Below are 22,642 nucleotides of genomic sequence, written 5' to 3'. Positions count from 1 at the left end.
GTCTTCGATTTATTCCTGCAACACCCTATCGTTTGTCCATCGCAACGGGCCGACAAGGTCGTGGCGGACGTTCTGACTCACCCACCCTTTGCAGGAGATTCAAAATGAGCATTCTCGTTACCGGCGCCACGGGCACCCTCGGTTCACTCATCATTCAACGCCTCGCCAGCGCAGGCGCCGAGGTCAAAGCCCTGGTGCGCCAGCCGGGCAAGGGCACTTTCCCGGTGGGCGTCACTGAAGTCGTTGCCGACCTCACCGACGTCCCTTCGCTGCGCAACGCACTGGCATCGGTGCGTACGCTGTTCCTGCTCAACGCCGTGACGCCCGACGAGGTGACGCAAGCCCTCATCACCTTGAACCTCGCTCGCGAGGCCGGCATCGAGCGCATCGTCTACCTGTCAGTGATCCATGCCGACAAGTTCACCTACGTGCCGCACTTCACCGGCAAGCATACGGTGGAGCGCATGATCGAAAGCCTCGACATCCCGGCGACCATCCTGCGCCCGGCTTACTTCATGCAAAACGAATTCATGGTCCAGCAGACGATTCAGGACTACTCGGTGTACCCGATGCCGATCGGCTCGGCGGGCGTGTCGATGATCGATACCCGGGACATCGCCGATATCGCCGCTGCCGAGTTGCTGCGTCGCGACAAGGCACCTTCGGCCCTGGATCGGGTCACCCTGGAGTTGGTCGGCCCGCACGCACTGACCGGTACCGCCGTGGCGAAAATCTGGAGCGCCGCCCTGGGTCGCGAGGTCGCCTACGGCGGTGACGATGTGATCGCCTTCGAAGCACAATTGGCTGCGTACGGCCCTGCCTGGCTGGCTTATGACATGCGCCTGATGATGTCCGGTATCCAGAGGTTTGGCATGCAGGCCGCTGAAGGCACCGTGGAACGGCTCCAGGCGATTCTGGGACGCCCGCTGCGCACCTATGAAGACTTCGTTCGCGAGGCTGTCGCCGGGGTTTGAGTAACCACCACACCGCTCAACATACTAGGCCAACGGGCCGCTGGATATCGAGCCCGAACTCTGACTGGACCGCCTGGACAATGCCGCTGATGACATCGGTCACCAACAGCTTTCCCTTGTTGGCGCTGGACCCCAGCGCAGAGGACAGAACCCCGCTCGCAGGCACCCATTCGATCCGCGTTGGGTACATGTCATAGACCGGGAACTCGGCCGGCCCGTGGTCAGGAATCTTGTCCAGGGCAACCATCGCTGGGTAGTAATGCAACATCATCGAGGTTTCGATGACCGCTGCATGTTCCAGGGCGATTCCCGGAAAGCCGTCCACAAAAATCTTGTCGAGCGTCCGTGGGTTGATGAACTCCCAGTGTTCCAGGCGCATGACTTCCAGCCCGCTGTCCGGGCCAATGTCGCGCATTGCCAGTTCTATGCCCTCGGTCACGAACCACTGGTTTTCATAGTGCCCGATCACCAGTACCAGCCGCTTCACACCGTGACGATGAAACTCACGGATGGAATCCCGAACCATGGCGATCAGGGTTGCACCGTCCACGCTGGTTGTGCCACAGAAGTGCTGCCCGCCGCCACACTTGGGCTGGGATTTATAGCCATAGGACAACGTCGGGGCGACGATGCCGTCGATTGCCCGGGCCACATCCTCGCTGATAGCGCTGGCCAGTAAGGCGTCGGTTCCCAAAGGCAAGTGAGGTCCATGCTGCTCCGTTGCGCCGATGGGAAGAAACACCACGGCGCCTGATTGCACCCGATGCTTGTACTCGACCCAACTGATGTTATCCATCCGAACACTGTTCATGAGGTTGTCCTCCTGATGTCATTTCAAGGTGGCGAGCACTTCGGCGCATGACAGCCATCAGCGCCGAGGTGATGCCGCGTGGGCTTATGCGCGCGGCGGGTACCACGACTCTGGTTCCGGATAATCCCAATCGGAAGGAAATGCATAGGTTTCAAATACGGTGGTGGTATCGGCCTCGGTACCAAAGAACGCGAAATGATTCACGCCCATCCAAGAACCTGACTGAACGCATTTGAAACCACGTCGCTCCAGTTCAGCGAGACGATCTTCGAACGGAATGTTGTTGCAGTCATACGCGACGTGTTGGATGCCTTCGCCATGCTTGTCCAGGAAATCGGCGAAGATTGTCGGCCCGGAAACAGGTTCCATCAATTCCCAGACCATGTTTCCGGACTGTGCGAAACAGACTTTCAGTACAAAGTCGGCCGGCTCACCGTGGTAAGTCTGGTTCTGGGTGTTTTCCGGGCTGAAGGTGTAGACCCGCCACGGGCCGATCCCCAGCTTGAGCAAGCCATCCATGGTGCGTCTGTGGTCACGCGTCACGATCGCGATTTCCACGACATTGCCCAGAAACGCATCGATCTCGGCACCGCCGTTCAACGCCGCCAATACATTGGTTTGTTCAAGATGAGACATTTGCATAACCTCGCTTAATGAATAACAACATTGTTTTTACTTAGCCATGGCCGACGAGCGAGCAACTTCCGCCTGCCGGGATCGGTGCAACACATAATAAATACCGCCGCCGACAGCAAACCCTGCCAACCAAGACAGATCAATACCGCCCAATGCCATCGCCAGGGGACCTTGCAGTGATTTAATAGTGCCTACTTGGAATAACCAAGCCGCCAGGACGCCAGTTGCAAGTGCAAACAGGCCTTTCCAATTCACGTCCGTGCAGGCACTTTCCAAGTGATGACAATAAAGCGATTGAAGATCGAGCTGACCACGGCGAATCAGGAAGAAATCAACCAGTGTGATACCGGCCCAGGGACTGATCCACACCACGAAGAAAACCATCAGGTTCTCAAAGGTATGCACGAATTCACCTGATTGCAGGAACAGATAGAGGATGAACAGCGCGACAACGCCCGAGACGGTTGAAACAACCCAGCGTGGCACTCGCAGATCCAGCGACAACGTTGCCAGTGCCGCCGAATAAATGACCACGATGTTAGTGGCCACCGGACCATGCAGCAGCACCAGAAGTACCGGCAACGCCATGGTTCCGAACACCGCAATGACGAGCTGCGCCGGGTCCGAGCCTGCGCCCGCAGAAGCAATGGCAGCGCCAAGAAAGGCCAGCCATACCGTGGGCAGGAACATGCCGAGGAATGTCGAGCGGAACACCTGGCCATCGGAGAGTTTGCGCTGGGTGAAGCGGGTGTAATCCGAGGCATATACCAGCCAGGAAATGCCCCAGCCGATCCCGATCGCCGTCATCAGGCTGCTCATGGCCGACAATTTGCCAATGCCCTCGGTGGTCGAGGCCTGCCATTGGATGTCCACATGAGTGAAGGCGAGCCCGGTCATCACGACCATGATCAGTAGGATCACCGGCATGGTGTAGCGCTCGAAGCACTTGATAGCATTGAAGCCCCAGGCTGCGATACCCACCTGGATGACCATGACGCCCAAGGCGATACCGTACTTGAGCTCCATGCCTCCGCTGATACCGACCTTTTCCAAGGCCGCCATCGCCAGGTCCAGGACTATCCAAGTGTTGGTGGCGACCCAGCCCATCGGCATCAGTATTTGCATTATGGTTGGCAGGTAGGCGCCGCGTCTGCCGAAGGCCAGCCGGGAAAGCACCATTTGCGGCACGCCCGTGCGGTGGCCCATGATGCAGATAGCACCGAACAAGGCGGCGCCCAACAGGTTGCCGACGATAATCACCAGCAGAGTTTCAATCAGGCTCAAACCCAACTGGATACCGATTGCCCCCAGCACCCAGTTGATCGGCGCGACATTCGCTCCAGCCCAGATCCAGAACTGGTCCAACGGCGTTGAAGTACGATGGCTATCGGGCACCGGCTCAATGCCCAACGCATCGTAGTTGGCTTCGTTCGTTAAGTTTCTTATAGATTCTCGACGCATTGACATTATTATTTTCCTCGCTGACCGGCGACACATGAATCGCCCCGAGTCATTAAAGCGAGGTCTGTATTTTTATGTAATTGACCATAACTAAACTACCCTTTAGAAAAATTGCCGGATAAAGATTTTCTCAACCCCACCATTCATCCAGGCATGAAATACCCACGCCTTGTCAAAAACAGAAAGCATTCCAACCCAACCCGACAAATAAAAATCGCTTATTGAGTTTTATTTAACGCTCTTCAAATAAACATCAATAGCCGAAGCGGCGAGGGACGTGCCAATTTGTTGCAGTCGCTGAAGTAACTCCACTTCAGGGTTAACAGGAATGATGAAATGACCACCCTTCTTCATATTGATGCCAGTGCGCGATCCGACCGTTCCCTAAGCCGTAAACTGTCCCAGGCTTTTGTCCAAGCCTGGGTCGAACGTGATGGCAAGGCGCAAATCATCGCCCGTGACGTTGGGCGCAACCCTCCTCCATTCGTGACCGAAGCTTGGATCGCCGCAGTTTTTACCCCCGAAGAACACATGACGCCAGAAAAACGCGAGGAAATCCGCCTCTCGGATGAACTGATCGACGAGATCGACCGGGCCGACATCATTGTGATCGGTACGCCGATGTACAACTATGGGATGCCGGCGGCCCTTAAGTCCTGGTTCGACAAGGTGATTCGGGTCGGCAAGACTTTTACCTTCGATCTCGAGCGCGGCGACTACCCACTGGAACCCATCATGAGCGGCAAGAAGCTGGTCATTTTATCCTCCCGTGGCGAGTTTGGATTTGGCCCAGGTGGCGTTCGTGAAGCCATGAACCATCTGGACACGCACATTCAGACCTGTGCGCATTACCTGGGCGTGAATGAAACCCATGTCATCTCTATCGACTACCAGGAATTTGGCGACGCTCGCCATGAAGCCTCCATCGCGAATGCGTTCGATGCCGTTCCGGTCCTGGTCAGGCAAATGATCGAGGCACGGCAAAGCCAGCTCTCTCCGGCTTGATGCCGCGTATCCCCGCCAAAACCAACGATGGGGAAGCCTGCTGAACATGTCGGGCGTGGCAATCCCATCCGGAAAGGAAAGTACCGGGCTTGCCACCTCGACCCTGTTTTCGCCAACCCGGGGTCACGACGATCAACGGCTCGATGCAGCCCTGACGATAGAATCGAGCTTATCTGCCTCAGCGCTCAAGACGTCAGCGCCATTTGATGCCCTGCCACCTCATCAAGCGTGTGCTCCCTGAACGACTTTGCCTCGCCCAGCAGCCATTCCCTGAACAACGAAAGGCTATGGCGAGGATTGCAATGGTTATCTTCTATCAAGTGGTAGGTAAAACCGGCCAAGGTCGGCCCCACCACCCGTCGAATCCGACCAGAGCGAAGCTCATCGTCAATCAATACGTTGCTGCACAGCAAAGGGCCTAACCCCCGCTCCATCGCATGCAGCGCAAGCGTTTCCTCGCTGTACCAGGAGGTGCGCAAGTCCCGGGAGGCACCGTGCTCGGCCCGGGCCAGCCAGGCTGACCACGCGGGAGCTTCGAGAGCCTGATTCTTCCATTTGAACGCCAGCAGTGGTCGATTATGAAAGTCGTCGATCGTTGCCATGCGTTCGACTGGACAGATGCTTTTATCCGCAACCGCAATGTACCGATCCTCGAACAGCACCGGACCTCGCACATCGGCCTCGACTGGACCATATCGAATCGCCAGATCAATCGTCTCGGAACGCAGATCCACCAGTTTCTCCGAGGCGTGGATCGACACCACGATGTTCGGATAGATCTCGTTGAACTTCACCAGGCGCGGCATGAGCCATCGCTCCGCAAATGCACGCGTGGTGGACACCTGGATCGCATCGCCCTCCTTCGCCCCATTTAACAGGGCAAAGGCCTGAGCAATCTGATCGAAGCCGTCCCGCAACAGCGGATAGATGGCTTTGCCCGCAGGTGTGAGGGTCACCGTCCGCCCCCGCTCGAGAAGCTTTTGTCCCAACCCCTCCTCCAATTGCCGGACTTGATGACTGACCGCGGCGACTGTCACGGAGAGCTCGTTCGCGGCCACGGAAAAACTCTGGTGGCGTGCAACCGCTTCGAATGCTCGCACCGAATTCAGAGGGGGTATCTTGCGCATGACGGTCTCCTGGCACCTGGACGGTATGACGTGCAGCGGATTCAGAGAATGCAATAGTGAACGTCCCGGGGCTCCATTCCATTTACGGCAGTAATGTCCTGGGGACAAGCAGAGAGCACCACAATCGCGTCCATTTCCGCCGTAAGGCACACATACTGCCCTGGCTCACTGACCGGCGCGGCGAACTCGATACGCCCGTCCTGATGAACCGGCACATTCATGAACAGGTTCAACGGACTCGGGGTTTCAGTCACCACCAGGCCGAGGACGTCCAGAGCCAGGAAGAGATTTTCATTACAGCTATCGTGATGGCCCACTACCCCCAACTGCACGTAACGCGTCGGGTCGCAAGCAGCCACCAGCGTGTCATGCACACCGGGCGAACTGTCTTGCGTAAGCGTGAGGATTTTCCGGCGTTTGTTGGTCACCAGGCTGTCCCCCTTGCACGGGTTGAGCTTCAACCAAAAAGGTCGACTGTGCTCCATCGACATGACTTCGCAAAGATCATCCGGGTTGAACGCCCAAGTATCAACGACCTGCTTGCCATGTGTGTTGATGAGCTTGAGGGTTCGCCCTTGATGCAACCGAAGCGCAACACCTCGCCGGGCAGGCAAGCGGACCAGCTCTGTGCCGTGGATGGTATCTACTGCATTCATGTTCTTGTTTCCTCGCAAGACTAAAGGCCGACGGCCGAGTACTTGCCATCAAGGAAAACACAGCACAAAACCGCAAACCAATAATATAAAGTGGCCTCGGTATAAGTTGAATTTATAGGGCAAGCCATGCGAATCCGTCAGCTTGAGTGCTTCAGGACCTTGATGATCCACGGCACGATGACCCGTGCCGCAGAGCTTTTGAACATCTCCCAACCGGCCATAAGCAGCACCATCGCCAATCTGGAGCATGAGACTGGCCTCAAGCTGTTCGTGCGCAAGGGCGGTCGCCTGCAACCCACACCTGAAGCCCGACTGTTTTTCGTCGAGGCTGAGCGTGCGCTGGAAGCGGTGGAAAAAACCCATCGCATCGCCAAGGAAATCAGAACAGGAAAACGCGGCCACCTGGCAGTGGCTGCCTATGCAAGCATCTCGATCAATCTGCTGCCACGATTGATGGCCGAGTTTGCGAAAGAACGTCCAGGGCTGGAACTCAAGATTATCACCCGAAACTCCCAGTCCGTCCGGGAGCTGATGACGACGCAGCAATTCGACCTGGCCATCGCCGAACTGCCGCTCGATTACCCCACCTCCCACATGGAGGTGATTTCGTATGAGTGCCAATGCATGATGCCGATGGGTCACCCTCTCGCAGCGTTGGACGTGATTACCCCGGCAGACCTGCATGGTGTACCGTTCGTTTCGCTGTTCAAGGGCGATCCGATCTATCAGCAGTTGGCCATGGCTTTTTCGGCCTATGGATCATCCTGGAACGTGGTGGCCGAGACAGAGTTTTTCTCGACAGCATGCGAACTGGTCGGCGCCGGCCTGGGTGTGGGGATCGTCGATCCGGTGGTCAGTAAGTCCTTCACTCGGCATCTTGTCCTGAAACCCTTTTTACCAGCGATCAGATACGAAATTGCATTGCTGCTTCCCACACAGGAAGAGTCATCACAGTTGGCACGAGAATTTATCCAGTACCTTGGAGAACATCTTCAAGTGCGTGTGCATTCATCCTGAAGGATGGATCAGGTATTCGGTGAGAGCGCAGCGGCGTTGGCATCCTCCTCCGCCGGGTGTTGAATCCCCAGGGCGAGGGAGCGGGTTCGAATCATTCAGAGAGGCCTACTCCTCGGCAGGCCTCATATGAAAAATCGTATAGGGCAGAATCAACGTATCGGCCACGACACTGAAAGGCAGGTCAATGATTGCAAACGGTGCCAGCGCGCGTGAATACACATCGTTGTCGTTCATCGAGCCCTTGATGATCTCGATATCGGTCGCCGCGCCGCAATAAGGTTGACGGCCGCAAAGCTGCCCCATGCCAAAGGTTTCGTTGGCCGTCGCGCATCCCCCGAGCAGCGCCATCGTCAAAGCCAATAACACGATCCGCATGACGCTTTCTCCCCTGGAAAGACGGGACTGTAGCATCGATGGCGGACGACCTATAGGGGGGACGACTGTTGCCACTGAAGACTGTTGCCCCAGAAACAGCGGCTCAGTTGTTGCCTGGGCAACAGCCATTCAACAATTCATCCGCCAGGCCAACAGTTCCGCCCCCTCCTATCCCCGCGAAGCCCAGTAAACGCTGGGCTTTTCGCGTTGGTACGGCCCTTGCTCAAGCCTATGTACCTCGATCAACAGTCCAACAGGAACACCTAGGATGAGCACTCCATTGAAAGTCGTCGCCGTCTCCGGCGGTACCGCCCGCCCCTCGCGCACTCTGGCACTGACCGAAGCCATCCTGGGCGAGCTCGGCCAGCACTTGGTCATCGATACCCACCTGATCGAACTGGGCAACATCGCCCGTCCGCTGGGCGGTGCGCTGTGGCGCAAGGAGTTGCCGGAAACCGTCGAGCACGAACTGCGCCTGATCGAGTCTGCCGATTTGCTGGTGGTGGCCGCGCCGGTCTATCGCGGCACCTATCCGGGCCTGTTCAAGCATTTGTTCGATCTGGTCGGCCAGGACGCCCTGATCAACACCCCGGTATTGCTGGCCGCCACCGGTGGCAGCGAACGCCATGCCCTGGTCCTCGATCACCAGTTGCGCCCGCTGTTCAGCTTCTTCCAGTCACTCACCCTGCCCATCGGCGTGTACGCCAGCGAGACCGATTTCGCCGACTACCGCATCGTCAGCACCGCCTTGCAGTCGCGCATCGAGCTGGCGGCCGCACACGCCTCTCGCCTGTTTGCCGGCCAGGCGCACGCCCTGCGCAAGATCGCCTGAGGAGCCCGCATGAATCACGATTGCATCTGCCTGGAAGGCGTTTTTGCGAGGGACATCGCATGAGAATCCAACCACAACCCACCGTGCTGACCCCGCTGCAGACCGCCCGCCGCCTGGCTGCGGAGTTCGCCGAAACCGCCGTCGAGCGCGACGAGGCCGGCGGCACACCCAAGCTGCAACGCGATGCCATACGCCAGAGCGGTTTGCTGGCCTTGAGCATCCCCACCCAGTTCGGTGGCCTCGGGGCCAGTTGGAGCGAAACCCTTGGCGTGGTGCGCGAGTTCGCCAAGGTGGACAGTTCCATCGCCCACGTCTTCGGTTTTCAGCACCTGATGCTGGCCACCGTGCGCCTGTTCTCGCGCCCCGATCAGTGGCAACCCTGGTTCGAACAGACCGCCCGCAAGAACTGGTTCTGGGGCAACGCTCTGAACCCACTGGACACCCGTACCGTGGTCAAGACCTTCGACGGCTGGCGCGAATTCTCCGGCAAGAAGAGCTTCTGCTCCGGTGCCAGCGACTCGGAAATGCTGATCGCCTCGGCCATCGATGAGAGCGCTGGCGGCAAACTGCTGATCGCCGCGATCCCCAGTGGCCGCACCGGCATCACCCTGCACGGCGACTGGGACAATATGGGCCAACGCCAGACCGACAGTGGCAGTGCCACCTTCGAACGGGTGCGGGTAGAAGAGAACGAATTGCTGCTCGACCCCGGCCCCCTGAGTACGCCTTTCGCCTGCCTGCGCCCGTTGATCGCGCAATTGCATTTCTCCCACATCTTCCTCGGTATTGCCGAAGGCGCCCTGGAAGAAGCCCGGCACTACACCCTCAAGGAGGGCCGTCCGTGGTTCCGTTCCAAGGCCCAGCATGTCAGCGAAGACCCTTATGTGTTGCGCCACTTCGGCGAATTCTGGGTTGGCCTGGAAAGTGTGCGACTGCTGGTGGAACGCGCTGCCGACCAGTTGGATGAGGCCTGGCACAAGGGCCACGCCCTGGGTGCCGAGGAACGCGCCCAGCTGGCGCTGTCCATCGCCACCGCCAAAGTCGCCGCCGTACGCACCGGCCTGGATATCTGTAGCCGCCTGTTCGAAGTCACCGGCGCCCGCGCCACCCATGCTTCGCTGCGCCTGGACCGCCATTGGCGCAACCTGCGCACGCAGAGCCTGCACGACCCCGTGGATTACAAACTCCACGAACTGGGTGAATGGGCGCTGAACCAGACGCGGCCCACCCCCTCCTTCTACTCATAGGGATGCCCATGCAACTGCTGACCCTCCCCCCTTCGCCGACACTGGCTACCTCGATCCGGGCGACCGCACAGGTCTTCGAAGACCCTAGATCGCAGGCGCTGCTCGCCCACGTACAACAGGTCGCCCCCAGCGAGGCCAGCGTCCTGATCATTGGTGAAACCGGCACGGGCAAGGAGCTGGTCGCACGCCACATCCACAACCTCAGCGGCCGTCGCGCGGGGCCCTTCGTCGCCGTCAACTGTGGGGCTTTTTCCGAATCGCTGGTGGAGGCGGAGCTGTTCGGCCACGAGAAAGGTGCCTTCACCGGCGCCCTCGCCGCCAAGGCCGGCTGGTTCGAGGAAGCCAACGGCGGCACATTGTTTCTCGACGAGATCGGCGACCTGCCAATGGCCATCCAGGTCAAGCTGCTGCGTGTGCTGCAAGAGCGCGAGGTGGTGCGCCTGGGCTCGCGCAAGAGCATCCCGATCAACGTGCGCGTGGTCGCTGCCACCAACGTGCAGCTGGACAAGGCCATCGGCGCCGGCCACTTCCGCGAGGACCTGTATTACCGCCTCGACGTGGTCAGCCTGCAACTCTCTCCGCTGCGTGAGCGGCCAGGCGACATCCTGCCGCTGACCCGGCACTTCATCAAGACCTACTGCAACCGCCTGGGCTACGGCGAAGTGCGCCTGACCTCCGGAGCCGAGCGCAAACTGGCGGACTACAGTTGGCCGGGCAACATCCGCGAACTGGAGAACGTCATCCACCACACCTTGCTGGTGTGCCGCAACGGTCTGGTGCAGGAAGACGACTTGCGCTTGTCGTCCCTGCGCATCGAGCGCCAGGAGCCAGCGCAGGCCGCCCTCGGCGAGAGCGCCGACGAACAACTGCTGCGCACGTTCCACCGGTTGTTCGAAGAACAGGCTGGCGGTCTCCACGAGAAAGTCGAAGACAGCCTGCTGCGCGCCGCCTACCGCTTCTGCCACTGCAACCAGGTGCGCACCGCCAGCTTGCTGGGCTTGAGTCGCAACGTCACGCGAGCACGACTGATCGCCATTGGCGAGCTGGTGGTCAACCGACGTCGCCCGGACATCCACACACGCCCGGATCGGGCGCTGCAACTGTCGATCTGATCAAACTAAAACCAGGCGATGCGGCGCCCCCGTGGGCGACCGACAACGCCCCAACATGCCAAGCGTTGCGATGCCGGAAGGGCCCATGCGCCCTTCCATACGCCCAACCGCACAAGGACCGAACCTCATGAGCCTGGATATTTTCTGGTTCCTTCCCACCTCCGGCGACACTCGTTACCTGGGACACTCCGACAGTGGCCGACCGGCGACCAACGCCTACATGCGCCAGATCGCCGTGGCCGCCGATCAACTCGGCTACGATGGCCTGCTGATCCCCACCGGGGCCAGTTGCCTGGATCCCTGGGTGACCGCCGCCAGCCTGGTTCCGGTGACCCAGCGCATCAAGCTGCTGGTGGCGCTGCGCACCTCGCTGGGCAACCCCACGGCGTCGGCGCGCCAGGCCGCCAGCCTGGACCAGGCCAGTGGTGGCCGCCTGCTGCTCAACGTCGTACCCGGCGGCGACGCCACCGAACTGGAAGCCGACGGTGTGTTCCTCACGCACGACGAGCGCTATGACGCCTCCGATGAGTTCCTGACCATCTGGCGCCGCCTGCTTCAGGGCGAAACCGTCGACTTCGACGGCAAGCACCTGAAAGTGCGTGGCGCCCAGAACTTCTTCCCGCCCGTACAACACCCCCACCCGCCGCTGTACTTCGGTGGTTCATCAGAGGCCGCCCATGAATTGGCAGCCAAGCATGTCGATGCCTACCTGACCTGGGGCGAACCGCCGGCGGCCGTGGCCGAGAAAATCGCCGATGTGCGCGCTCGTGCCGCCAGGCATGGCCGCAGCGTGCGCTTCGGCGTGCGCCTGCACGTGATCGTGCGGGAAACCAGCGAAGCCGCCTGGGCCGCTGCCGACGAGTTGATCAGCCACCTCGACGACGCCACTATTGCCGCCGCCCAGGCCAACTACGTCAAGATGGATTCCGAAGGCCAGCGGCGCATGGCCGCGTTGCACGGCGGCGACCGCAACAAGCTGGAAGTGGCGCCCAATCTCTGGGCCGGGGTCGGCCTGGTTCGCGGTGGCGCCGGTACTGCACTGGTCGGCGATCCGGAAACTGTCGCCGCACGCCTGCTCGAATACGCCGACCTGGGCGTCGACAGCTTCGTCCTCTCGGGTTACCCGCACCTGGAAGAGGCCTATCGCTTCGCCGAACTGGTGTTCCCGCTCTTGCCGGGCAAGGGCAAGGTCACCGTGGAAGGCGCCTTCACTGGCGGCGCCTTCGACGTCCGCGCCGGCAAGGAGAAAGTCGCATGAACGTCATCGACCTGCGTTGTCGCCCGGCCTACCTGCACCCATTCTTCGGCGGGGTCCCGGGCTCGCCCGAACACGCCGTGACGCGCTGGCTCAACCGGCGCGTCGGCACTCGCGGCCCGGACGATCACTTCGAACGTTCGCTGACACCGGAGGGTTTTCTCGCCGAGGTGCGTGACGCCGGGCTGGACAAAGCCGTGGTGGTGGGCCGCCACACACCGAGCCAGCACCTGCCGAATGAGCGCATCCACGAAATCGTTCGGGGTCACGACGAGCTGATCGGCATCGGCTCGGTAGAGCCGGTGCTACAAGGAATCGAAGGCGCCCTGGCGGAAATAGACCGGGCGATCGATCACCTGGGCCTGGCCGGCATCGACCTGGAACCGGGCTTCGCCGAGCCGGCCCGGCACCCTGACGATGGGCTGTACTGGCCGCTCTACGAACACCTGCAAAAGCGCGGTATCCCGTTGTTCCTGATGAGTGGGCCGACCACCCCGGACCCCAGCTACAACGACCCGGCACGCCTGGCGGCCGTGGCCCGTGCGTTCCCGGACCTGACGATCGTCGTCTACCACGGCTACTGGCCCAACGTTCAGCAGGCCCTCGGCGTTGCTTTCCGCTTTGAAAACATTCATCTGGTACCGGACATGTACCTGTTCCAGCCGGGCAGCGAGGGTTACGTGCAAGCGGCCAACGGCTACCTGGCCGACCAGTTGCTATTCGGCTCGTCCTACACCTTCCGACCGATCCGTCAAAGCATCGAAGACGCCCTGCAACTGGGGCTGAAAGACGAGGTGCTGGAGAAGTTCTTCCACGGTAACGCGCGCAGGGTATTCGGGCTGGCCTGAGCCGGCGTCGGTTCTGTTCCCCGGGGAGCGTTTCCTGCGATTCAAACCGAACCGCAGGAAACGCCAGGTGATCTTCAGCGAACAACCCGGGGAGCACTCCGGCACTCCCCGATTTCATCACGATCCATTGCCTATCCCGCAGCCAGGCGCCCTTCTTGCTCGTCGGCCAACGCGGCGCCGTTGAGGTAGTGGTCGCCCAGCAACCGGCGCTGGGTCAGCAAGGCCGGTTCGGCGCTGTCTGGCAGGGGCCGCGGCAGGCTTCGGCCGGCCAGTTCAAAGTACACGTCACCCGCCAGGCGCGCCGCCTCGGCGGCAGCCAAGCGAAAGGCAATGGCAGCCGACTGGGACTCATCGGCGTACTCCAGCAAGGCGCCAGCAGCGTCGATGCGGATGCGCAGTTCGCCGACGGCGGCGATCACCAGCGCTTCGTGGCGGGCACTTTGCGCACGCAGATAGTCGATCAGCGCCACCTCGACATGCCGAGCATGGGCCAGGTCGCTACGGCCTTGGGAATGTAAGTTGGACATAGGCGATCCTCAGTTCCAGGAATGACGTTGTGGCTTGATGCCGTTGAGCAGTTGATTGCCGACCAAGTGATACTTCCAGCGCACCGGATCGTGCAGGGTGTGGGTCCGCGCATTGCGCCAGAACCGGTCCAGCCCCTGGCTGGCCGAGACGCTGCGGGTGCCGCCCAACTCCAACAGACGGCTGGAAGCCTCCAGGGAAATCTCGGTGGACAGCACCTTGGCCTGGCCGACAATCACCGAAGCTTCAGCAACCCGTTCCTCACTGGGCTCGGCGACAGCCCGGTCGACCGCGTGCGCCGCGCGACGCAGAATCGCTTCGGCCGCTTGCAGGCGCCAGGCCAACTCACCGATCAGCGCCTGGCCAAGCGGGTCCTGCCAGCCGTGTTGCAGCCCACTGTCTACCCACGGGCGCGCCTGGCGTGCTACGCGCAAGGTCTCGGCGAAGGCGCCACGGGCAATGCCGGTGTCCACCGCAGCCTGAATGATTTGCGAGATCGGGCCGTCGGAGGTGGGTTGGTCATAGGCCTTCCAGGCCGGCACCACGTCGCTCGCCGGTACCCGTACACCTTCGATGCGCACCTGGCCGCTGGCGGTGATGCGCTGACCGAAACCGTCCCAACTGTCGATCACCGTCAGGCCCGCGGCATCCCGTGGAACGAGGGCGATATGAACGTGCCCCGCCTCGTCCACCCCGGCGACCGGCACGATGTGGGCGAACAACGCACCGGTGCAGTAGGCCTTCTCGCCGTCGAGTACGGCCGTGTCGCCGTCGAAGCGGATCTGCGTCTGGAAGGTGGTGACGTATTGGCTACGCGCCTCGGAAAAGGCGTTGCCGAAACGATAGCCCTGCAACACCTTGGCGTAGTAGCGGCGCTTCTGCTCCTCGCTGCCGGTCAGGCTGAGGTTGCTGAGCACACCGAAATGGTTCTGCGGCAATTGGCCGAGGGACGGATCGGCAGCGGAAATGATCGCGATCACTTCGCTGAGGGTGGCATAGGACACCTCGGCGCCACCGTAGGCCTTCGGCACGCGGATCGCCCACAGCCCGCTCGCGGAAAAACGTTCGAGCTCTTCCCAGGGCAGCCGTCGCTCGCGGTCGCGCAAGGCCGCCTCGCGGGCGAAATCCTCGGCCAGGCGCTGCGCCACCTCAATGGCCTCGGCGTCGCTACGGATGATGTGGGCCGGACTGCGCGGCGCCGGATGGGCCTGTCCAGGCAGATCGAAAGACGGTGAGTCGGTCATGTGCTACTCCATGCATAACGGGTTCATCCAGCGCTAAAGCACAGCCCGTACCAACATTAAAAATGCTTTATATTCAATAGCTTGAATAGATACCCAGGTGCATTTGAAAGCCCCGTGAGCGGCAAACTGTCGATGAACTGTTGTCCAGCGAACAGTTGCGTTGCATCGCCCTCAGCGAGCCTTGCCACCCAGGTAAAAATGCTGGAGGTCTTCCCGCGCCGCCAGCTCAGTGGCGTCGCCCTCGCCCACTACCCGCCCGTTCTCCAGGATGTAGGCGTAGCTGGCATGGCGCAGGGCGACATTGATGTTCTGCTCGGCCACCAGAAAGCTCACGCCCTCCTGGGCATTGAGCTGCGCGACGATGGCGAAAATCTCTTCGACGAGAATCGGCGCCAGCCCCATCGAGGGTTCGTCGAGCAGCACCAGTCGAGGCTGGGTCATCAAGGCCCGGCCGATGGCAAGCATCTGCTGCTCGCCGCCCGAGGTCAGCCCGGCCTGGGTCTTGCGCTTGGTCTTCAACCGTGGGAACCAGGCGTAGATCCGCTCCAGATCGTGCTCCAGCTCCCGGCGCGTCGGCTTGCGCAGGAAACCGCCACTGCGCAGGTTATCCTCGACCGTCAGGTGGGCGAACACATGCCGCCCCTCCAGCACATGGACAATGCCCTGGCGTGCCAGCAGATTGGCTGCAACCCCGGCGGTGTCCTGTCCCTGGAAGACAATCCGCCCACGGCTGACCTGCGCCCGATCGGCTTGGACCAGCCCGGAAATGGCCTTGAGCGTAGTGCTCTTGCCCGCGCCGTTGGCACCGAGCAGGGCGACGATATCGCCCTGTCCGACCCGCAGGGAAACCCCGGCCACGGCGAGGATCGCGCCGTCGTAGATCACTTCGATGTCTTGCACCGCCAGCAACTCACTGCTTTCGGCGCCCGCAAGGGCCGCAATGGTCATGGTTTACTCCTTGGGCGCAGTCGCGCCCGGTTGCGTTCCGATTTGCCAAGCCGTGCGCAGGGTCACTGCGCCGTGCAATCGCGAGGGGTCACGCCCTTCTCTTTCGCGTACTCGGCGGCCTTGGCATCGATCAACGGGCGCAACGTGGCGCGGTCGGCCTGGACCCAGTCGGTGATCAGGTTCCACTGCTGGCCGTCCCACTGCTGCACCTTGGCCGCCCCGCCGCCCTCGTGGTCGCTGCAGGACAACCGCAGCGGCTGCATCAGCCCAAGAAAACCGATTTCCTTGAGGCGCGCATCGTTGAGATCGAGATGCTCAAGGCCCCAGCGACCTTCCTCACCGTTGAGCGGCCGGTTGCCGAAATGCTTCTGCCCGGTGCGGATCGCTTCGACGGCAATGGCGGCATTCACCAGGCCGGAGTTGTAGTAGACGCTGCCAAAACTCTTCGGATCCTTGAGGTCGCTCTTGCCGGTATCGAGGATGTGCTGGCGGATGCGCTGGTGGATGTCAAAGTCGGCGCCGCCCGGATAGGGTGTCAATGCCAGATACCCCTTGCCCGCCTCACCGGCCGGTAGCACGTCTTCATTGGAGCTGGCCCAGATGTCGCCGACGATGCGTTCCACCGGGTAGCCGAAACGTGCCGCGGTCTTGATCGCCACCGGCGTGGACACGCCCCAGGTCCGCAGGAACACCCAGTCCGGCTTGAGTTGCCGCACCTGGCGCCACTGCCCGGCCTGCTCGTTACCCGGGTCGGCCACCGCGATCTGGATGTTCTCGAAGCCGTACTTCTGCGCCAGCAACGCCAGCGGCCCCTGGGTTTCCCGGCCGTAGGCGGAGTCGTGGTAGACGGTGGCGATTTTCTTGCCCTTGAGCTTGTCCAGCCCACCCTCGCGCTCGGCCACGTAGTTGATGAACGCCGAGGCCTCGCTGTAGAACGTCAGCATGGCCGGGAAGTTATAGGGAAACACCCTGCCGTCGGTGGCTTCGGTACGGCCATAGCCAAGGGTGATCAAGGGAATCTTGTCGGCCTCGGCCTTGTCCGCGAGGGCGTAGGCAGCCGGGGCGCCGTTGGGCTGATAGACCGCCACCGGCGCGCCATTGAGACCGTTCTTGAAGCGCTCGTAGCATTCGATGCCCTTCTCCGCCGTCCATTCGGTCTCGCACTCCTGCCAGACCAGCTTGACGCCGTTGATACCACCTTCCACCTCGTTGATGTAGCGCAGGTAGTCGATCATTCCGGCCCAGACCGGAATACCGCTGGAGGCATAGGCGCCGACCCGGTAAGTGGCCAGCGGGAAGAACTGTTCGTTGGCCGCCTGGGCAGCCGGTACCAGCGCCGTATAGGCGCCGAGTGCCAGGCCGATGGCGGCGAGGCGACGTTTGAGGGTTGCATGCATGATTATCTTCTCGGCTTGAGTGCCCGACCGCGCGAAGGCGGCCGAGCGACAGTTATCGACGGCGGCTCACTGTTCGCTGGCGCAATCACGCGCGGTAATACCCTTTTCCTTGGCGTAGGCGGCAGACTTGGCTTCGATCAATGGGCGCAGCGTGGCTCGGTCGGCCTGAACCCAGTCGGTCACCAACACCCACTTCTCGCCATCCCACTGCTGCACACGCGCCGCACCGCCACCCTCATGGTCGGAACAGGACAGCTTCAGCGGCGGCAACAGTCCTTCGAAACCACTGGCCTTGAGTCGCGCGGCATCGATGTCCAGGTGTTCGAAGCCCCAGCGCGCTTCCTCGCCGTTGAGCGGGCGATTGCCGAACTTCGCCTGGGCCGTGCGCAGCGCCTCGACCGCGATGGCCGCGTTGATCAGGCCGATGTTGTAGTAGACCTTGCCAAAATAGCTGCGGTCCTTGAGGTCGCTCTTGCCGGTGTCGAGGATGGACTGGCGCAAGCGCTTGTGGATCTCGAAACCATCGCCACCCGGGAACGGCGCGAGCGCCTGGTAGCCCTTGGCGGCAGGGCCCGCCGGGATCACGTCGGCCTCGGAACCGGCCCAGACATCACCGATGATGCGATCGACCGGGATGCCGAACCGCGCCGCCGTCTTGATCCCCACCGGCGTGGACACGCCCCAGGTCCGCAGGAACACCCAGTCCGGCTTGATCTGCCGCACCTGGCGCCATTGCGCGGACTGTTCGTTGCCTGGATCGGCCACCGGAATCTGGATGTTCTCGAAACCGTACTTCTGCGCCAGCAAGGTCATCGGCGCCTGGGTTTCGCGGCCATAGGCGGAGTCGTGGTAGACGGTGACGATCTTCTTGCCCTTGAGCTTGTCGAAACCGCCCTCGCGCTCGGCGATGTAGTTGATGCCCACCGAGGCCTGGCCGTAGTAATTGAGCAGCAACGGGAAGGCATAGGGAAACACGCTGCCGTCGGTGGATTCGGTACGCCCGCCGGCACCGTCGATCAGCGGGATCCGGTCGGCCGCGCCCTTCTCCATCAGCGCGTAGGAACCCGGTGTGCTGTGGGTGAAGAAGAACGCTGTCGGCGCGCCGTCGAGCCCTCCCTTGTAGCGTTCATAGCACTCGACGATACGGTCGACGTTCCACTCCGTCTCGCACTCCTGCCAGACCAGCTTGACGCCATTGATGCCACCTTCGACCTCGTTGATGTAACGGAAATAGTCGATTTCCCCCGCCCACCAGGGGATGCCGCTGGAGGCGTAGGCGCCGACCCGGTAAGTGGCCATGGGGATGAATTGCTGGTTGCTGGCGGCCTGGGTAATGGTCGGCAGCAGGGCCTGGACGCCAGCTACGAAGAGACTGGCGAACAGGAGGCGAGGCAAGGTTCTACGCATGGTCTGTACTTCTTGTGCTGTGTTGGAAACCTCCTTTCCCTGGGTCGGGTCAAGGTCTGTTGGGTCGTGGGTCGGCGCTCAGAACCGCAGCGGCCAGACCCTGATGCGTTCGCGCAAGTCGCCAAGCAGGCGGGCCAGCCCTTCCGGTTCCTTGATCAGGAACCAGATGATCAGGCCGCCGAAGAGCACCTTCTGCAGGTTCTGCAACTGCCCGGCGTCGACGTTGCCGTTGAACAGCCATAGCCCGGCATGGCTGAGCAGGATTGGCACAAGGCTGATGAAGGCCGCGCCGATGAAGCTGCCGGCGATGCTGCCCATGCCGCCGATAATGATGATGAACAGAATCTGGAACGAGCGGTTGATGTCGAAGCTGCCGGCACTGGCCGTGCCCAGGTAGGCGAACGCCCAGAGCGCCCCGGCGATGCCCAGGTAGAACGAACTGACCGCGAAGGCCAGGCGCTTGTAGCGTTCCACAGGAATGCCAATCACGGCGGCAGCGGTGTCCATGTCACGGATCGCCATCCAGTTACGGCCGACCTGGCTGCGCACCAGGTTGGCCGCTATCCAGGTCAGCAGCACCACGCAACTGAGGGTCAACAGGTAGCGACCGACTGGGGTGGTCAGGTTATGGCCCAACAGCTCCAGACGTGGCGCGCTGATGGTGCCGGACGAGGCGTAGTTGTAGAACCAGGGGAACTTGGCGAACACCCACTCCAGGAAGAACTGCGCGGCCAGCGTCGTGACCATCAGGTAGAAGCCCTTGATCCGCGAGCTGGGGATGCCGAACAGCAACCCCACCAGTCCGGCGATCAAACCACCGCCGATCAGCGCCAGTGGCAACGGCAATCCGGGTACACGCAGCAGCAGGCCGTAGGTGGCGAACGCGCCCACCGCCATGAAGCCGGCGGCGCCGACCGACGTCTGGCCGGTGTAGCCGGTCAGCAGGTTCAACCCCAGGCCGGCCAGCGACAACACCAGGAACGGAATCAGGATCGCGTTGAGCCAATAGTCGTTGCCCAGCCACGGCAGGCCGACAAAAGCCACCAGCAGCAACAGCAGCAGGCCCGGCCGCCAACGCCGGCGCACCAGGGTCAGCGGCGCCTCGTCGAAGCTGGCAGTCAGGCGCGGAACAGTAGCGGTCATGGCGTCATACCCGTTCAATGATCCGGTCGCCGAACAGGCCGGCCGGTCGGATGTAGAGGAAGATCAAGGCGAGGAAATAGGCGAACCAGGGCGTGATGCCGCCGCCGATCAAAGGGCCGATATAGGCCTCGGCGAGGTTCTCGGCGGCGCCGACGATCAGCCCGCCGACGATGGCCCCGCCAATCGAGGTGAAGCCCCCGATGATCAGTACCGGCAGCGCCTTGAGCACCACCAGCGAAAGCGAGAACTGCACGCCCTGGCGCGCGCCCCAGAGCAGCCCGGCGACCAGCCCGACCACCCCGGCCACGGCCCAGACGATCTGCCAGATGCGGTTGAGGTTGATGCCCAGCGACAGCGCTGCACGGGTGTCGTCGGCCACGGCGCGCAGGGCAACACCGATGCGGGTCTTGTTGAACAGCAGGGCCAGCACCGCCACCGTCAGCGCGGACACCCCGGCGGCGATCAGGTCGAACTGGCTGATCATGATCTCGCCGACGAACAGCGGGACGTCCTCGATGCCCAGGTCCAGTGCGCGCACCTGGGCGCCCATCAAGCCTTGGGCCAGGCCTTCGATGATGAACGACAGGCCGAGGGTGGCCATGAACAGGGTAATCTGCGAACGGTTGACCAACGGCCGCAATACCAGGCGCTCGATCAACAGCGCGCCAACGACCATCACCAACACCGTCAGGAGCAACGCCAGGGCAAAGGACAGGCCCTGTTCGCGCAAGCTGACGAAGGTCAGCGCGGCGAACAACAGCATGGCGCCCTGGGCGAAATTGAACACGCCGCTGGCCTTGTAGATCAGCACGAAACCGATGGCTACCAGCGAATACAAGGTGCCGGCCAGCAGCCCGCCGATCAGGGTTTCCAGAAAGAAGTTCATGGGCGAGGCGTCCCCAGGTAGGCAGCGATCACATCGGGATTGGCCTGGACTTCGGCCGGCGTGCCGTCGCCGACCTTGCGTCCGTAGTCCAGCACCACCACGTGGCTGGACAAGCCCATGACCACCTGGATGTCGTGCTCGATGAGAATCACCGTAGTGCCAAGATCACGATTGATATCGGCGATGAAGCGGCTCATGTCCTGTTTTTCCTCGGCGTTCATGCCGGCCATCGGCTCGTCGAGCAACAGCAGCGTCGGCTGCGCGATCAACGCCCGGCCCAGCTCCACGCGTTTCTGCAGGCCGTAGGCCAGGCTGCCCACGGCGACGTCGCGCCAAGCCTGCAACTCGAGAAATTCCAACACCCGCTCGGCACGCTCGGCGAACGCCCGCGCCTCGCGCCGGGCACGCGGCAAACCCAAGGCCTGTTCGAGAAAAAACGTCCGCTGGAAGCGCGACAGGCCGGTGAGCAGGTTGTCCACCACGCTCATTTTCTTGAACAGCGCATTGTTCTGGAACGTCCGACCGATACCGAGTCGCGCCGCCTTCAGCGGATGCGGGCGGCGCAACGGTTCGGCGGCGAAGAACAACTGGCCGGCGTCGGCCCGGTAGACGCCGTTGAGGATGTTCAGCAGCGAACTCTTGCCCGCGCCGTTCGGCCCGATCAGCGCGCAGATCTCGCCAAGCTTGACGCTGAACGAAAGGTCGGAAATCGCTTTCACGCCCTGGAACGACAGCGACACATTGCGCACCTCCAGCAGCGCACTCATGCCGCTCGCTCCAGGTACTCCTGCAACCACGATTGGCGTGCTGGGCCTTGCAGCACCGCGTCTGCGGGCGCGCTCGGCACTTCGATCCGGCGCAGCCGCTGGAAGCCGAGCAGGTGCCGTACCCGCGCCTTGAGCCAGCGGCGCAGGCCACGCCGCGGATCGTCCAGGGTCCATTCGCACAGGCGTCGGCGCCAACTGCCTGGAAGTGGCAGGCGAGCTTCGATTTCCGCCGCCAGGGATTCGACTCGCACCGCGGACAGCAGCAAGGCTGTGGGGGCGATCTCGCGACGATCGCGACTGGCTGACTCACGAGTTTCCGGAAACGCCAAGCCTTCACCACCCTCCAGCCAGCGACTGAACAAGTGGGCCAGGCCATCGCGCCACTCGGTGCCTTCATCGACCCACACCACCGCGTCCTCGGCGACCTGGGCCCAGCCCTGGCGTTGCGCGGTCGGCGCCTCGGTGACAAACAGCACCGACAGCGACTGCACCTGCCACAGACCACGATTCGCTACGTTGACCTGGGCCGAATACAGCCGCAGCGGCCACTCCTCATCCAGGCCGCACTGCAGCCAGTGCGACACGCTTTCGCGGCGCTGGACAAAGGCGAACGCCGGACGGGTCAGGCGTAACTGACGTTGTAGATCCTCACCCCGGCTGTCTCGGTCGATCACCACGCTGTGCCCACCCAGTTGGCGTGCGGCCAGTGCCAGGATCAGCAGGCTCGGCTCGAAGGCACCACTGAGTGCCAGCCGCGCGCCAGGGGCAAAGCCTTGCTGGCGCAAGCCATCGCACACACGCTCGACCTCGCGCTGCACATCGATCCAACGCCAGGCCTTCCAGAGACCGAGGCGCCGATGGCGCAGGGCGATCTGCGTCGGTCGTTCCCTGGCCCAGCGTTGCAAGGCCGCCAGGGCGTTGTCCGTGACCCTGTCGGGCAGTGGCGAATTGAGTTCGTAGACACTCATG

The 22,642-nt window shown here is 62.0% G+C and carries 23 protein-coding genes; 8 read left to right on the top strand and 15 right to left on the bottom strand.

The features are described from left to right. Positions 1–104: 104 nt before the first annotated feature. Positions 105–974, top strand: a complete 870-nt coding sequence (locus IB266_RS07185; RefSeq protein ID WP_192260710.1) for an NmrA/HSCARG family protein — start codon at positions 105–107, stop codon at positions 972–974. 16 nt (positions 975–990) lie between these two features. Here IB266_RS07185 and IB266_RS07180 read toward each other — a convergent pair whose 3' ends face one another. The 3 genes from IB266_RS07180 to IB266_RS07170 form a co-directional block, all read right to left on the bottom strand. After that, positions 991–1,785 carry a creatininase gene (locus IB266_RS07180; RefSeq protein ID WP_192260709.1) on the bottom strand — a complete coding sequence of 265 codons (795 nt, stop codon included), beginning with the start codon at positions 1,783–1,785 and terminating at the stop codon, positions 991–993. A gap of 84 nt (positions 1,786–1,869) precedes the next feature. After that, positions 1,870–2,421, bottom strand: coding sequence for a VOC family protein (locus IB266_RS07175; RefSeq protein ID WP_225613445.1), 552 nt, complete (start codon positions 2,419–2,421; stop codon positions 1,870–1,872). A gap of 36 nt (positions 2,422–2,457) precedes the next feature. After that, positions 2,458–3,888 (bottom strand): purine-cytosine permease family protein, encoded by a 1,431-nt coding sequence (locus IB266_RS07170; protein ID WP_192260708.1) that lies wholly within the window; start codon positions 3,886–3,888, stop codon positions 2,458–2,460. Positions 3,889–4,218: 330 nt separating this feature from the next. Between IB266_RS07170 and IB266_RS07165 the strand changes: the two genes are divergently transcribed. Next, positions 4,219–4,887 (top strand): FMN-dependent NADH-azoreductase, encoded by a 669-nt coding sequence (locus IB266_RS07165; RefSeq protein WP_060742765.1) that lies wholly within the window; start codon positions 4,219–4,221, stop codon positions 4,885–4,887. 185 nt (positions 4,888–5,072) lie between these two features. On the opposite strand, the gene IB266_RS07160 is transcribed toward IB266_RS07165, so the two are convergent. Then, positions 5,073–6,014: a LysR family transcriptional regulator gene (locus IB266_RS07160; protein WP_192260707.1), complete on the bottom strand. Its 942-nt coding sequence runs from the start codon at positions 6,012–6,014 to the stop codon at positions 5,073–5,075. A 41-nt stretch (positions 6,015–6,055) separates the two neighbouring features. Further along, positions 6,056–6,670: a DUF1989 domain-containing protein gene (locus tag IB266_RS07155; protein ID WP_060742767.1), complete on the bottom strand. Its 615-nt coding sequence runs from the start codon at positions 6,668–6,670 to the stop codon at positions 6,056–6,058. Positions 6,671–6,796: 126 nt separating this feature from the next. Between IB266_RS07155 and IB266_RS07150 the strand changes: the two genes are divergently transcribed. After that, the gene (locus IB266_RS07150; RefSeq protein WP_192260706.1) at positions 6,797–7,687 is read left to right on the top strand and encodes a LysR substrate-binding domain-containing protein; all 891 of its coding nucleotides are present in this window, start codon (positions 6,797–6,799) and stop codon (positions 7,685–7,687) included. A gap of 105 nt (positions 7,688–7,792) precedes the next feature. Here the strand turns inward: IB266_RS07150 and IB266_RS07145 are convergent, their stop codons facing one another. Continuing rightward, positions 7,793–8,062: a YceK/YidQ family lipoprotein gene (locus IB266_RS07145; protein ID WP_092474144.1), complete on the bottom strand. Its 270-nt coding sequence runs from the start codon at positions 8,060–8,062 to the stop codon at positions 7,793–7,795. 268 nt (positions 8,063–8,330) lie between these two features. Here IB266_RS07145 and msuE point away from each other — a divergent pair, with 268 nt between their 5' ends. The 5 genes from msuE (at position 8,331) to IB266_RS07120 (ending at position 13,356) form a co-directional block, all read left to right on the top strand. Beyond that, complete coding sequence (gene msuE, locus IB266_RS07140; protein WP_192260705.1) at positions 8,331–8,894, top strand: FMN reductase; 564 nt, start codon at positions 8,331–8,333, stop codon at positions 8,892–8,894. Positions 8,895–8,953: 59 nt separating this feature from the next. Next, positions 8,954–10,141: an acyl-CoA dehydrogenase family protein gene (locus tag IB266_RS07135; RefSeq protein WP_060742771.1), complete on the top strand. Its 1,188-nt coding sequence runs from the start codon at positions 8,954–8,956 to the stop codon at positions 10,139–10,141. A gap of 8 nt (positions 10,142–10,149) precedes the next feature. Beyond that, positions 10,150–11,253 (top strand): sigma-54 interaction domain-containing protein, encoded by a 1,104-nt coding sequence (locus tag IB266_RS07130; RefSeq protein WP_060742772.1) that lies wholly within the window; start codon positions 10,150–10,152, stop codon positions 11,251–11,253. 127 nt (positions 11,254–11,380) lie between these two features. After that, entirely contained in the window at positions 11,381–12,511 is a 1,131-nt protein-coding gene (ssuD, locus tag IB266_RS07125; RefSeq protein WP_060742773.1) for an FMNH2-dependent alkanesulfonate monooxygenase, read from the top strand. Next, on the top strand, positions 12,508–13,356 hold the full coding sequence (locus IB266_RS07120; RefSeq protein WP_192260704.1) for an amidohydrolase family protein: 849 nt from the start codon (positions 12,508–12,510) through the stop codon (positions 13,354–13,356). The genes ssuD and IB266_RS07120 overlap by 4 nt, the downstream gene beginning before the upstream one ends. 131 nt (positions 13,357–13,487) lie before the next feature. Here the strand turns inward: IB266_RS07120 and IB266_RS07115 are convergent, their stop codons facing one another. The 9 genes from IB266_RS07115 to IB266_RS07075 all read right to left on the bottom strand — a co-directional run bounded on the left by IB266_RS07115 (position 13,488) and on the right by IB266_RS07075 (position 22,641). Next, positions 13,488–13,883 carry a hypothetical protein gene (locus IB266_RS07115; RefSeq protein ID WP_192260703.1) on the bottom strand — a complete coding sequence of 132 codons (396 nt, stop codon included), beginning with the start codon at positions 13,881–13,883 and terminating at the stop codon, positions 13,488–13,490. 9 nt (positions 13,884–13,892) lie between these two features. After that, a complete protein-coding gene (locus IB266_RS07110) occupies positions 13,893–15,125 on the bottom strand; it encodes an SfnB family sulfur acquisition oxidoreductase (protein ID WP_192260702.1) in 1,233 nt (410 codons plus the stop codon). 171 nt (positions 15,126–15,296) lie between these two features. Beyond that, positions 15,297–16,073, bottom strand: a complete 777-nt coding sequence (locus tag IB266_RS07105; RefSeq protein ID WP_192260701.1) for an ABC transporter ATP-binding protein — start codon at positions 16,071–16,073, stop codon at positions 15,297–15,299. Between the two features lie 62 nt (positions 16,074–16,135). Next, positions 16,136–17,470 (bottom strand): ABC transporter substrate-binding protein, encoded by a 1,335-nt coding sequence (locus IB266_RS07100; RefSeq protein WP_103308157.1) that lies wholly within the window; start codon positions 17,468–17,470, stop codon positions 16,136–16,138. 66 nt (positions 17,471–17,536) lie between these two features. Beyond that, a complete protein-coding gene (locus tag IB266_RS07095; protein ID WP_060742779.1) occupies positions 17,537–18,877 on the bottom strand; it encodes an ABC transporter substrate-binding protein in 1,341 nt (446 codons plus the stop codon). A gap of 78 nt (positions 18,878–18,955) precedes the next feature. Continuing rightward, entirely contained in the window at positions 18,956–20,020 is a 1,065-nt protein-coding gene (locus IB266_RS07090; protein WP_060742780.1) for a branched-chain amino acid ABC transporter permease, read from the bottom strand. Between the two features lie 4 nt (positions 20,021–20,024). After that, complete coding sequence (locus IB266_RS07085) at positions 20,025–20,906, bottom strand: branched-chain amino acid ABC transporter permease (RefSeq protein WP_060742781.1); 882 nt, start codon at positions 20,904–20,906, stop codon at positions 20,025–20,027. After that, complete coding sequence (locus IB266_RS07080) at positions 20,903–21,673, bottom strand: ABC transporter ATP-binding protein (RefSeq protein WP_192260700.1); 771 nt, start codon at positions 21,671–21,673, stop codon at positions 20,903–20,905. The genes IB266_RS07085 and IB266_RS07080 overlap by 4 nt, the downstream gene beginning before the upstream one ends. Then, on the bottom strand, positions 21,670–22,641 hold the full coding sequence (locus IB266_RS07075; RefSeq protein WP_060742783.1) for an AMP-binding protein: 972 nt from the start codon (positions 22,639–22,641) through the stop codon (positions 21,670–21,672). The genes IB266_RS07080 and IB266_RS07075 overlap by 4 nt, the downstream gene beginning before the upstream one ends. Between the last annotated feature and the right edge of the window lies 1 nt (position 22,642).

The organism is Pseudomonas sp. Pdm06, assembly GCF_014851795.1.
Lineage (GTDB): Bacteria > Pseudomonadota > Gammaproteobacteria > Pseudomonadales > Pseudomonadaceae > Aquipseudomonas > Aquipseudomonas fluorescens_AA.
The sequence above is the reverse complement of the archived record's forward strand: the minus strand, read 5'-3'. Positions and strand labels throughout refer to the sequence as shown.